At 44.0% G+C, this 13815-nt stretch carries 8 protein-coding genes; 2 read left to right on the forward strand and 6 right to left on the reverse strand.

Annotated features, from left to right (window positions below; all coding sequences use genetic code 11):
- Nucleotide 1: 1 nt before the first annotated feature.
- Nucleotides 2-466 carry an aspartate carbamoyltransferase regulatory subunit gene (locus A2W93_15690; protein ID OFY53111.1) on the forward strand — a complete coding sequence of 155 codons (465 nt, stop codon included), beginning with the start codon at nt 2-4 and terminating at the stop codon, nt 464-466.
- Nucleotides 467-525: 59 nt separating this feature from the next.
- On the opposite strand, the gene A2W93_15695 is transcribed toward A2W93_15690, so the two are convergent.
- The 6 genes from A2W93_15695 to A2W93_15720 all read right to left on the reverse strand — a co-directional run bounded on the left by A2W93_15695 (nt 526) and on the right by A2W93_15720 (nt 12627).
- On the reverse strand, nt 526-2721 hold the full coding sequence (locus A2W93_15695) for a hypothetical protein (GenBank protein OFY53112.1): 2196 nt from the start codon (nt 2719-2721) through the stop codon (nt 526-528).
- A gap of 21 nt (nt 2722-2742) precedes the next feature.
- Nucleotides 2743-7374 carry a hypothetical protein gene (locus A2W93_15700; protein OFY53113.1) on the reverse strand — a complete coding sequence of 1544 codons (4632 nt, stop codon included), beginning with the start codon at nt 7372-7374 and terminating at the stop codon, nt 2743-2745.
- 1 nt (nt 7375) lies between these two features.
- Nucleotides 7376-7981 (reverse strand): hypothetical protein, encoded by a 606-nt coding sequence (locus A2W93_15705; protein OFY53114.1) that lies wholly within the window; start codon nt 7979-7981, stop codon nt 7376-7378.
- Between the two features lie 835 nt (nt 7982-8816).
- Complete coding sequence (locus tag A2W93_15710; protein OFY53115.1) at nt 8817-9890, reverse strand: ABC transporter permease; 1074 nt, start codon at nt 9888-9890, stop codon at nt 8817-8819.
- A gap of 2 nt (nt 9891-9892) precedes the next feature.
- Complete coding sequence (locus A2W93_15715) at nt 9893-11014, reverse strand: hypothetical protein (GenBank protein ID OFY53116.1); 1122 nt, start codon at nt 11012-11014, stop codon at nt 9893-9895.
- A 311-nt stretch (nt 11015-11325) separates the two neighbouring features.
- Entirely contained in the window at nt 11326-12627 is a 1302-nt protein-coding gene (locus A2W93_15720) for a hypothetical protein (protein ID OFY53117.1), read from the reverse strand.
- A gap of 708 nt (nt 12628-13335) precedes the next feature.
- Here A2W93_15720 and A2W93_15725 point away from each other — a divergent pair.
- A complete protein-coding gene (locus tag A2W93_15725) occupies nt 13336-13815 on the forward strand; it encodes a hypothetical protein (protein ID OFY53175.1) in 480 nt (159 codons plus the stop codon).

Genomic DNA, 13815 nt, shown 5'->3' on the forward strand with positions numbered 1-13815 from the left:
CATGACAAAAAACGATAATCATTCATTACAGGTAAAAGCCCTTGAAAACGGAACCGTCATTGATCATATCCCGCAGGGCGTTGTGCAGCGAGTGCTGAGCATTCTCGGACTCGAAGACTTCACTGAACAGATTTACATGGGAGCCAATCTCGAAAGCCAGAAAATGGGTCGCAAAGGCATCATCAAAGTTTCCAATCATTTTTTCAAACAAGAAGAAATAGATAAGATCGGACTCATTGCACCCACCGCCACGGTAATCGAAATCCGCGACTACGAAGTGAAAAGCAAAACCAAAGTGCATATTCCGGACGAAGTGCATAAGATGGTGAAATGTTTCAATCCTAAATGCATCACCAACAAAGAAGCGGTTCCTACGCGCTTTTACGTGATTGACAAGGAAGATCTGAAACTCCGCTGCCACTATTGCGAAAAGATCACCGGGAAAAAGAATATGGAGTATAAATAACCTTTCAAAACGTCCAATTAAAAAAGCTTTGCTTCATTTCGGGGCGAAGCTTTTTTTATTTATTCATCAATCGATGACCCAGCGTCGACTGAAAAGCGGTTAAACGCCTCATTAAATTCACTGATGAAACTTTTTGAAACCGTTACAGGTTCTTCGATTGGAGGCACCGACAATTTGTATCCATGCGAATTTCCCTTCACCTTTTTCACGCGTGTCAGATTCACTATATTGGATTTATGACAACGGATAAATTCCCTGTAATCCTGCAGCTGGCTCTCAGCCTGCTTTAACGTCATAAGCAACAACGTTGTTTTCAGTGAACCATTTGCGATGAAATAAAACTTGGTGTAGTTGCTCTGCCCTTCCACGAGCAACAAATCCGTTGAGTCACTTTCAAACACATCTTTCGATTTATCTGAAACGATGCGGATTTTTTTCGCACTTGGTTTTTCTAGTTGTGCGCTTTCGCGAATTCTTGTATTCATAAGTCCGGCCTCATGAATATGTTTGCGCAACATCACCTTTTCAATATAAATAACCATAAAAAACAAAGGAACCACAATAAGCCCGGTGAAAGTGAAAACGGCATTCAGTATGGCAAACAAGCTAAATTCAATTAATCCGAATGATAGCAAATACACAACTACTGAAATATTAATTATCAACAACCCTGAAAAAGCAACGGTTGAAAATGATCGGTTGTTTTTCGGTGCATTGGACCATTTGGCCGGGAAAGAAGCCATGCCAAAAGTAGCAATTATTGATGGGATGGCCGACAATAAGGCAAGATGCAAATAAGGTGAAAATCCGGGAAGCGCAAATAAATCAGGGCTGTTGAAGAAAGCAAGCAAAAGAAAAAAATACAATTCAAACGCTAGAAAGAATACTGGCAGCGGCATCAGATCGCTCATGTAATCACGAAAGAGAAACAACCTGAACTGCAGTTTTTTCAAATTTCCTATTGTCACAATCAACAACACAAGAAGCGCAATGACAAAAAAGAAAATCATATTCCGCTGACCGTTTCTTATTCTTTCGTTGAGTCTCTCTTGTGTATTCAGATTCTCAATGCGAATATTCATCCGATCAGTAAAAACCTTCAGTGTCATTTCTGCTATTCGCTGCTCACTGGCCATGCCATAAACATTTTTATATGTATCAAGATATTTCTGCATATAAAAGAGCGCCCTGTCGGCATCGTGTCCAGTATTCGCATTCACGAGCAACGAATAAAACACACCTTCGTGAAATAAATATTTTGTTTTTGAAATACTATCAAGCGCATCTTCAGCAATTGTAATCGCTACATTAATATCAAAAAAACCGGTAGCAAAAGCTTTGTAATAAACCATTTCGAAATATCCGCCGGTGTTTTTATTGCGGGTGTTATATTCAACGCCCTTTTCACTCCATTGAATGGCGGCTTGGTAATCACCTGTGCCAATGCAATTCTCGGCCAAAAACCCCAGGATTTTCGACGCGTTAAGAACATCATTGTTATTCTTAAATATTTTCCATGCGTTTTCATAGTAGATAATTGCAGAATCTGGTTGCTCGAAAGAAGAAAGTAGCGCAGCCCTGGCCGTAAAATAATGAGCTTTTACAGCGCTGAGTTCTACCGATGCAGCCAATAGCTGAAGACTTTCCACACCCTTTTTTGCAGCAACGGTATCACCCATGGCGAGTTCAGATTCAACAAGAAGTTGTAAAACCCCTGCAACACGCTGAAAATTCAAAGCCCTCATGAAATACCTAAGGGACTCAAAATAGAAAGCTTCGGATCTTTTTTCCATGAACCGGAAATAATAAATTTCTCCGATCGTTTCCAGACATTCGCCCATAAGCAAGTCTGAAACAGCATCCTGTTGCAGATGAATGGTTATTATTTCCCGCGCATAAAACAATTTAAAAAGGGCTTCATCAAAATTCCCCTGCAGTTTATACGCTCGTGCAACTGAAATCAAATCCGTTGCTGCCTGAAAATAATCTTCGGATTGAACACTTGATGCTATTGAATTATTGAGTCTTTCAACGTCTGCACCTGGCGATGAATAGGATAGTGTTTCAGCTTTTCCATCTGGATTCTGAGCATAAAGACAATTTGAAGTCAGAAATAGCAGTAAAAATAATATCCGGATTTTCAGCATTTTCATTTGCTCATATTTGGCGCAATAAAAATAAATCATTTTTTCCAGCTTTACAACAAAAGACAAAACCCCTGCATTAGCAACAGAGGTTTTACCGTCAGGAATCAATATGTGTTTTCAGAAGAGAAGCTATTCAATTATTATTTTTTGATTTCCCGATTCATTTTCCGATTCAACCTTAATCAGATACATTCCTGACATGAGATTTTCGGCCGGTACTTTTAATTCAACAGTTTCATCGGCTCCGGCAATATACAATTCTGAATACACTCTTTTTCCTGCCATATCAAACAGACTGACCACATACTGCTTGCCATTCATTCCATCAAAGCGTACAAAAACCTGGCTGTTGCTGTAACTTCCAGCAACGGCAAATGGAACACTGTTGTTCTCGCACTGAGCTGTCATCACCTGCGAATAATTAGTTTTCCCATCAATATCGACCTGCCGGATCCGATAGTAATTGATGTGTGTAGTCACATTGTCGTCTTTTACGGAATAATTCAAGACTGAATTGGAATTGCCGGCGCAGTGAATGGTCCGAATGTCAATGAAAGACTGTCCGTCAACCGATTTTTCAACTACAAAGTAATCACAGTTAATCTGCGATGCCGTACTCCAGTTTACCCGGACAAACTCCCCGTTGCATACGGCGTCCATCGAAAGATACGCTACCGGCAATGCACTGTTGATAAAAACAATGGCTTCATCGGTACCGTTGGAAGGGCATAAAGGATTCCCACCCGTTACTGAAACGGTATAAGTAGTCTGCACAGTTGGACAAACCGAAATAGTTTGTTGGGTGGTTTCGGCCGGCGACAGGCTGGGATCGGCCGGGTTGGCAGACCACGCATAACTGGTACCGCCCGATGCCGACAAAGTGGCGCAATCAGGAGGCGTTATGCTTTGATCAATTCCGGCATCGGGGATCATGACGCCGGATCCTGAACCGGCTCCGATCACATAGTCACAGATATCTCCCGAATAACCATCAATCATGAGATAATATTTCTGCCCAGGAGTCAATCCCGTGCCTGTAACTGTTCCATCAACCATAACGCCTGGATTCCAGCAATTCGAAAACGATGTATAAGTATTGCAATCTGAAGAGCCGTAAATTTCCATCTGAATTCCCCAGTTGTTGAGGCAATTCATTACCCAGATATTAAGAGTGACGGTAGATTCTTCAGCAACAAAGGACAACCACGAGTTGTTTTCAATGGTGCCACAGAAAAGCGAACCAAGGTTTCCCGGTGCATCAACTGTGTAGTCACCACTTGTATTTCCGCAATAGCCATTCAGATTACAGATGGGTGTTGCTGTCAGACATAAATCACCGGCCGCAGGATTGGTGGCACAACTTGGGATGGCCGGAGGATTGGTCGCGCATATGCCGAATGTGCCATTATTATCATTACCAGCTTCCCAGCAGCGAACCCAGATGGTTGATCCAGGTGTCTGATTGTGAAGAACGATTTTTGGCATCAGACCGTTTTCGCTGTCATCGACATCGCAGTCAAGCAAGGTCAGGCTGTTGCAGTCCGGACCTGTATACACCGCCATTGATCCATCAAGTACTGTTCCGGGCTCTGTATCAAAAGCTACCGAACCTGAAGCAGGTACAATGGCTTTAAACCAGACATCGCCGCCGGAGAAAGTCCCGCAAACCGGTGCTGGGACAGAGGTTGTAGTACCAGCACAAGCATTGGTAACCGGCGAAAAAGAACAGGAAGATCCGACGGATAACATGGTTGCTCCACAAGGATCATCATTGGCAAGTCCGGCTGCAATGCCACTGATGTTAAGCGTATATGGATAGCAGGCACCTGTTGATGAATTGTCGAGAATCAGATAATAGGTATGCCCCGCTATAACTCCGACACACATGTTTTTATCACCCGAAGAACTTTGCTGATAGCCTACGCAGGTTCCGCTGAACGGACAACCGTCGAAGAGCATCATTCCGGTGTAAGTCCCGGTTGAGGCAAGGTTAAACGTAACAGAACCACTTGAGGCAGCCGTAAAACTATAAACAACTTCTTCGCCGGCATAGTAACTCGTGCTGCCGCAAAGGCTCGCAATTTCTGATCCAGCAACATCGTTTACAGCACCACAGGTAGTCGAAGTCTGTGAATATGGCAATGAAATGCCGGAGATAACTCCTGTCCCTAAGCCTGCGGGACATTTCTGAGCTTCAAGTGCGCAGATAGAAAATGCGCCGGTGAGGTTGCCATCAAGATCCCAAATGCGGATCCAGACCGAAGAACCCGGGGTGAGCCCGGAGCGGCTGATTTTAGGCATGTATCCATTATCGCTGTCATCGTCGTCGCATTCGAGAAAAGTAAGATTTGAGCAATCGGGACCAGTGTACAGCGCCATGGCTGCGTCGGTCAGATCGCCCGTCTGCGTATCAATAGTTATTGCGCCATCAGCCGGAACTACAACCCGAAACCAGACATCCGCACCTGCATAATTGCCGCATGTCGGAGCTGGTACACTCAGTGAGTTTCCCGCGCAAAGATTTGTTTGTACACTATAAGTACAGGTTGTTGCCGATGCAAGTAATGTGGCCCCACACGGATCATCATTGGCCAAAGCCGCAGCCGGTGCAGAAATACTTAATGAATATGTTACTGCTGTAGCTGTTGAATTATCTAGCAACAAATAATAAACGTGACCAGCTGTAACTGCAACACACATTGATTTATTTCCGGTTGCGCTTTGTGAATACGAAACACAAGAACCGCCCATTCCAACAATCGGGCAGCCATCGTAAAGAACCAACGCCGTGTTGGTTCCGGCCGAAGTCAGCGTAATGGTAACATTTCCGGATGTGGCCGGAGTGAATTTATAAACGACATCGAGGCCGGCATAATAGGACGAAGAGCCGCAAACCGATGCAGTGGTTGAAGTGAGATTGTTTGCCATTCCGCTTGTAGTCTGACTTGCAACCGAATAAGGCAAAGCAGCCACGGTTACATAACCTGTTCCAATGCCGGATGTGCAGAGATCTTTAATTTGTCGTCGTCCCGCTGGAGCTGTCACTGCAGGCGTGCAAGCAATGCCACCGATTGTAATGCTGGTGCATTCGGCATCAACATAATTATTAACGACTGCAGTGGGTGTAACATCATAGGTCAACCAGAAATAATTGGTACCATTAACTAAAGTAAACGGCATATTGGCCCCTGCGTTTATAGTGAAAGTTCCGGCAGGAGATGCTTCTGTGTTGCCCACCATTACGCTGGTTGCGAAAACAGAAGAATTTCCGGTGCTCCACAATCGCGCATTGCAGATATCGGCCGCTGAAGTTGTTCCGGTAATATTGAAGGTAAATGATGAAGCACTCAGAGGACTGCTTGATCCGGTCGTGACTATCTGAACACCGATGATTTGCTGGTAAAGCGCACCAACACCAATGTCTGAAGTTACCGTCTGCGTGGTGGTACACGATGAATATGCCATGGGAACGGGACCGGTAATATTGATGGTGTAATCTTCCGTTTCGCCATAAGCGGCCGTTTGGCAAGGACCCGGATCGTCATATTCATAAGTCATAATGCGCATTCGTGTGTTGCCCAGTGCCGCCGATGAAGGGACATTGACCGTGATGGTGTTCGTTGTCGGAGCCGTAATATTATCGGCCAACTGATATTGTTCACCGGCATCGGTAAAATCGCCGTCCTGGTTCCAGTCGAACCAGGCAAAAACATCCTGCGTATAGGACGAAACAAATGTTACGGATAGAGAATAACTGTTTCCCTGATTCACAGTAGTGCTCAAACCTGTATAATTTCCATAGCTGGTAGCGCCTGCCTGCCCGGTTGTATTATTGATGGTGTTGAACGTTACATTCGAAATCCATTCATCGGTCATGTTCGTAAAAGTCGAGGTGCAATAACATGAAGCTACCGGATTCAAAGTTACCTGAACGCTGGTCGAAGGGCTGCTCTGACTGTTGTCGGAACAGGTAGTAATTCTTCTGAAATAGGTAGTTGCCGACAAAGTAGTTGAATAGGACATTCCGGTTGCACCTGGTATGTCAGTCCAATTTGTATTATCAGTTGATGACTGCCATTGATACACAAGACCGCAACCCACCGACGCACCGGTAACGGAAAGCAATGTGGAGATATTGGGACAAACATTTGAAAGAGAGGCTGCAACTGTTCCCCCAGTCGGAGTACCGGAGCAACCTACAGTTGATGGCCCTATGGTCATTTGAATGTTGGGGCGCGCACTACCGACAGTTCCGCTACCGGCCGGGGCACTGGCATCAGAGGTCAGCGTCATGTGCATATTGGTACTGGTGGTGTATCTGAATTTCGGGTAACAGGCAGTTCCCACATTTGATTCACACAGGACCAACAAATTGTCAATGCAATAATTAAAATCTGTTATATCTATGGTTTTCCAACCGGTCGATCCGAAATTGGCTGTTCCGTCATACACCAGTGTGGCACCGGAAATCATGGTTGCCCAGGTACTGGATGTTATTGAAGTTGCCGTGGTGGTTTTCAGATATATTTTTATCGGTACACTTCCTGTCCATGAGGTACTTACATACCATGCAAGTGACTGAATACTGCCATAACTTCCTATTTCAGCAGCCGTATATAAAGATGCGCTGCGTACATATTTCCAGTTGGCAGTGAATGGATATTGCCCTTCACTTGTACCTGTTCCAATGGTAACCTGCGAAAAAGCGGTATTGCCGGACAGCAGCAATATAGCGACAATAAAAATGAATTTTGCTTTCATGTTACTTACCCTCCTTTAGTTTCAGTAATTCATCCGATTCGCGAACCAGCGGCTCAATGATCAGGAATTTTTCAAACGAATACAACCTTATCCATTCCTGAACCGCATCGTTGTATAGTTCCCGATCCAGATTTTCATCGCCCGAGTTTTCCATTCGGGGAAAAGATTCGAAGAGAATACTGAAATCATCATTCGCAAAATCGGTCGGATTGTACGAGTCAGATAATTCAACCATGCGCTGTTCATTTTTTTCCATCCAGAATTCTCTGGACTTTTTAAACCGCACCGTATCGGATGCAGCATTGCCAGATGATAAAAAACGAGGAAAATAATTCTTGTTGTTCAGTAACCATTGCTCCAGCTGTTTATCATAATCTCCGTCTCCGGGCAATGGGAACAAATGAGCAGATAAATAATCTACATAGGCAGAGTCGGTGAAAGTCTTGTTCGCAACCTGAGCAATTGGAAAATCGGGATCAAACATACTTTCAGAGACATAGACATATTCACCCTTATAGGTGACCCATTCACTATGTGTCTGGGCAAATGATTGTTTCAGCAATAATGCAGACAAAATCAGCATGCTGGTTACAATTAATCTTTTCATTGGCTGTCGGTTTAATATTTTCGTCCATGCAATTGCCGAAGGGCTCTGACACAGAACATAAACAAAGGTATTTTCTCAAATAAGTACAGCCAAAAGAACTACACCCGCCATCAGCAGACTACGCAAAAATTCAGCATCATGGATAAACCAACACATACTCTTGGCAAACCGACAGGCTGAGAAATTTCAGATTCTTTGTGAAAAATATTTCGATAATGAAAAATAATTTTGAAATCAGGTTTACATTGTGGTGCTGAACACAAAACTCAAATTGCTTGTTTTCAAATTACTGCTGATATTTTTCGGGGAAATTTGAACAATCTCAGGTTAGCATAATATGATTTTATGATTACTTGTTTTTTTATTTAACCACTTCTGGCTTCTTCGAAATTGCCTGATGGATAAAAATGTCTGACGATGCGATAATTATTGGCAATCGGCATGTCTCAGCAGATTTGAACTACTGATGCTTATACCGGAATATCCGAACTTTTTTTGTAAAAAAATCCCATTGACTTTCATCAATGGGATTCAGGCCTATCTGCCGTATAATTAAGGGGGGTATAAAGTGAACAGACAAGCACAGATTTGCGGTAATTTTCAAGCTGTTATCTGAATTCGCAAATCCGAGGCAAAAATACTACGCTTTGAGTATCGATTCCAAATAGATTACACCAATGACCAGTTTCAATTATGAATAAACAGAATTTCCAACATAATTTGAAAATTACATTCAAAAAAATCAGCAAGTACATCCCATATGCCGAATTCAAAAACATCCTATGCCGGAATAACCCCATCGGCTTTTCTATAAAAGTAGTGTTCCTAGATTTTACTACAGCTTAACCCGTGGATCGAGCGCGCGGTAGCACAAGTCGAGCAAAATGTTGATGATGACAAACATGACTGCAATAATGAGCAGACAGCCCATTAATACGGGCAGATCGTATTTTTCGAGGCTTTGTACCACCAGATAACCAACCCCTTTCCAGTCGAAGACATATTCAACAAACACAGCGCCAGCAAGCAATGAAGCAAACCAGCCACTGGCCGATGTCACAACGGGGTTGAGCGAATTTTTCAGAACGTGTCGCAGAAAAACTTTATTTGCTGAAAGCCCCTTAGCTTTAGCAGTGCGCACATATTCACTCTGCTGAACTTCGAGAATGGAGTTGCGCGAAAGGCTGATAAATACTGCCAGTGGGCGAATCGACAATGTGAAAGCAGGCAGAATTAAATTTTTCAAGGACATATATTCACCCCGACCTAGGTCATCGGCTTCGTATAAACTGCCGAACATATTCAGTCCTGTGATATCGCCCAGCACCCACGCAAAGAGCCATGCAATGAGCACCGAGGCAAAAAACGACGGCACCGACATTCCAAGTACCGATGTCACCATCAGAAATTTGTCCATGAATTTTCCTTTATATCTAGCCGAAACTGCACCAAGAAATACACCGGCCACAAAAGCAAGAATGATGGAAACAAAGGCCAGCAGCGCCGTTGCGGGGAATGCAGATTTGAGCATGGAACTCACCGTCATTTGCGTTTGATATGAACGCCGCAGCCAGGGCGCTTTCAGGAAGATTCCCGATTCGCCTGCAAACGGAATCAGCTTTACCATTTTGCCTTGTTCTTCCTTGCGTAGGAACGCACTTTCCCCGGAATCAGAAAAATATCCAATGGGAGAAAGGTCGTTCAGATACATGCAATACTGCACCATGAGCGGCTTGTCGAGGCCCAACTCTTTACGGATCGCCTGTTCTGATGAAATGTCGCTGCGCTGTCCCAGCATCATGCGCGCCGGATCGGAAGGCAACGCATGAAAAATAAAAAACAGCAAAGTAACGACTCCCCACAGAATGAGAATACCATTTCCAATGCGGGAGAGCAGAAATCGCAGCACAGTTACTTCTTAAGAAATTTTTGTTCAAGCCCTTTCAGATCAATGTCCTTCAAGGCCGGCAGATCGCGCCAGGCCCAACGATCGAGAATTGACCCGTCTTTCATCAAAACAAATCCAGGGTTGTTCCGGATAAACATTTTCAAAGAAATATCATCTGAGAAATAAACATCAACCGGAATCTGTCTCTCGTGCCGGACTTTCTCGGCAACTTCGGCTGTAGAACCGGTGAGCAAAGCAATGGCAATACTGTCTTTTGCGCATTCTGCAGCCAGAATATTAAGTTTCTCAATCGCTCTGTCAGACATGTTTTCAATATCGTAAGCTACAACAAGAAACTGAAACTCAGGATTTAGAATTACATTTTTTGTGACATCAATACCTTCCGCGTCAAAAGCCACAATCAGGTTGGCCGGCTTCGGACCCGGCTCTATGCGCTGATTTACAAATTCATTATTGGCTGCCCAGGTTGAATCGTCCCACGGAAAATCATCGGCCGGGTACTCTTTGATTTCGCCTGATGTTTTATCTTTATAGGAAACAAAGTATTTGTCCTTCATGGTTGAATCAGGCTTCATTGAGAGACCTGGCTTGTATGGGAGAAAATCAATTACAGGAAGGTGGCGCATTCCATAAAAAGAGGTGACGACAATTCCGGCTGCAAAGATGAAAGCCGGCACCCACTCGAGCTTGCAGCTCATGTAATGACCGAATTTTTTTCGATACAAAAAAACAGGAAGCAATAAAATAAGTATGGCAATGTTTTTATAAAATGTTTCCCAATTGGTCAAAATTAGGGCATCGCCGAAGCAGCCGCAGTCAGAGACAGCATTTGAGAGGGCAAGCCAGAGTGTAAGTGGTGTGAAAACAGCCATGAATGCAACAGCTGACCAGATGCTGAGTTTGGGCTTAATGGCAAAAAGAAAAGCTGCACCAATCAAAAACTCAGCGGCACTCAATAATATAGCAAACGTAAGAGCAAGCGGAATCAGCCACTCCATGCCGAACGCAATAAAATAATCCTCAAACTTGAATTGAGATCCCCATGGATCAACCGCTTTGACGAAGCCGGAATAAATGAACACTATTCCGAGCAGAAACCGGGAGATGTATGCAGTGATTTTCATAGTTAAAGAGTTTTACGAAACAAATATATCTATTTTTATTAAATCAGCTGTCAGCAATCAGCAATCAGCAGAATGTACCGACCAAGTCGTCGGTGCGCTGAGACTCCCTTTGGCGTAGTCTGTTCAACAAATTCAGTTGGTATTGGTCTCCAGACTAATACCAGCAAATTATACTATAATGACTACGCCAAACGAAGCTAATAATTGTGCTTCTTCAACGCTCACGATAGCAATCGTGACAGGTCGCTTCACGTGAAACGTGACAAAGTCGCGACGCAGAGAGGTTGAAGAAAACCTTCAACGTTGCAGCACTATTTCGAATTATACCTGACATAATAAATATCGACGCAATTCCCGCCGCCAACGCCAGGGTGGGCCTGCGAAGTGGAAATGAGCAGATAATTATTTTTTCGCAATGCAAGTCCGACCGGATATGAATCGCCCTGGACTTCGCACACCTTCACCATATCCTTTGCGCGAATTACCACGACGGCACTTGCATTATTGCAGGCAGCAAAAATATATTTCTCATCGTCGCTCACTTCAATAGTGCGCGCACCAGCTCCGGCAAAGCATTCCTGCCAGTCGGTGTAATTTTTTCCTTTGTTATCTGCGTTAACAGCAAATGCTATAAAATCAGTAATCGAAGTTTTCTGCACATAACCGCTCTTGTTGCTGCTCAGATACAAATAACTTTTTGTAACAACAAGGTGTCGTACATTAGTGCGCATGCCAAACACCGTGCTTTTAAAACTGAAATCCTTCATGTCGAAAACCGAAATTCCACCTCCACCCATGCGACCGACAAGCAGATATTTACTGTCCGAAGTAAATGCAGTTCCACGCAGACACAGCCCGCAATGCGTGTCGCGATCGATGCCCCCATGATTCTGCGATGCAGAAAACTTTTGCTGATAATCAACGACCAGATGTTTTACATATTTGAATTTACTTGCATCGCCCGATGAAACATCAATAATTCCGACGGTATTGTCACCCCAATGCGTTACAGCAACATACTTCCCATCGGGTGAGGCGGCAATCATTTTCGGCAGCGGACCTGTGGGCATCACGCGAACGATTTCATCCTTGTCAGTATCGATAATAGCTACAGCAGAGGGTTCCATGGCATTCGGGTCGTAGCTGCGACGATAATATGTCACCCACAAATATTTTTTATTATTCGAAAGACAGCATTCGACCGGCTTTCCCTTAAAGGTGTTTGGCTCATCGCGCTTTGTAAGAAAATCATATCCAAGAACCGTTGTTTCCTTAAACAGATTTGCATTTGATTTATTGAAATCATGATGAATGCTTTTTGTTTTTGTAAAAGTCTTCATATCGAACACCACAGTCATAAAACCTTCGAGACTGTTGATGTAAAACTTGTTTTTCTCTTCGAGAAATATGGCGGACTTTGGCGAAATAATATCCTTTTCGTAGCGTTCCATATTGTCTGTCACCTTCGGAGAGTGGCTATGAATGCGCGATATAAGCGTGAGTTTGATTTCGGCATCGCCCGGTTTCGAAGTAGTTCCGATGGGCGGATGAATTACCTGCGCAAATGAAACAGATGAAATAAAGGAAATCAATAACAGAAGGAGTGCTCTCATCGGTGAATTTTTTGGCAAAAGTAAGAATTCCTGTCACACGGACATTTTACGACTTATTTTTCGAGGATGTCTCAAAATAGCGGGTTGTTACCACATTCCACCGTTCCGGCCACAATTAACCCTCGAAGAGTTACGAACTCTTCGAGGGTTTTCTAAACAGGCCGGAACATGGAACCGTCGTAACAATAGCAAAAACAACGGTTCCATGTCCTTCAGCTCCTACGTCGCATCGGACGGTGGAATGTTGTTTTTGCTCCCAGTTTCTTCCTGTCACGGATAACATATCCGCGCCAGGAAAAGCCAGCACTCAACAGCTTGTCCGCCTGCCGGCGGAATTCCGGGTCTGCACCAATACACAGAGCAGGACAAGCAGACGCCAGAATGTTGGGTCTCCCGACATTCTATCGTCCGCTGCTGCGGACATGGAATCGTCGGGAAAATATGCACTATACTTTCTGAAAACTTGTTATCACGAGCCATTTTCAGCGCGTTTAACAAAATTAAATTTGGCCGGTTCCGGAAAAAACCCTAGCTTTGTTTTTCGCAATAATCCTGAAACCGGGTCTTAACACTTCTGCCGGTTTCTTTTTTTTCAACTAAATCCCGCACATGAAGCTATTTTTCGGATTTCTTTTTTCTTTGACATTTTTGTTTTGCATGTCTGCTTTTGCACAGGACGAACTTGCGATGCTGTCGAACCCTGACTCCATCAGTGAAATTCATCCTGACAGTACAAAAATAACACGTCCCGCTGATAGTCTTTCCTTACGTACTTTTGTACGCGACAGTCTTATAAACGAGCTCATCACTTACTCGAAAACATTTCTTGGCGTTCCGTATCGTTACGGCGGAAAATCGCGTGCAGGCTTCGATTGCAGCGGTTATGTAAGCACCATGTTTTCGCACCTCGGCGTTACACTTTCACCAAGTTCATATGGCATGGCCGGCTCTGGACGCGTAGTTCCGGACAGCACACTGCAGCCGGGCGACATTTTGTTTTTTGTAAACACACAGCGTCGCCGCGTTGGCATTGGTCATGTTGGAATGGTTGTAGAAGTCAAAGACGGACAGGTTGTGTTTTTACACTCAGCCTGCAACGGCGGAGTTCGTTACGATTATCTCAGCAGCGCTTATTACAAGTCGCATTACTACAGGGCTGAGCGCATTCCATTGTTCGACGTTGAATAG

It is taken from the genome of Bacteroidetes bacterium GWF2_43_63 (assembly GCA_001769275.1).
Classification (GTDB): Bacteria; Bacteroidota; Bacteroidia; order Bacteroidales; family DTU049; genus GWF2-43-63.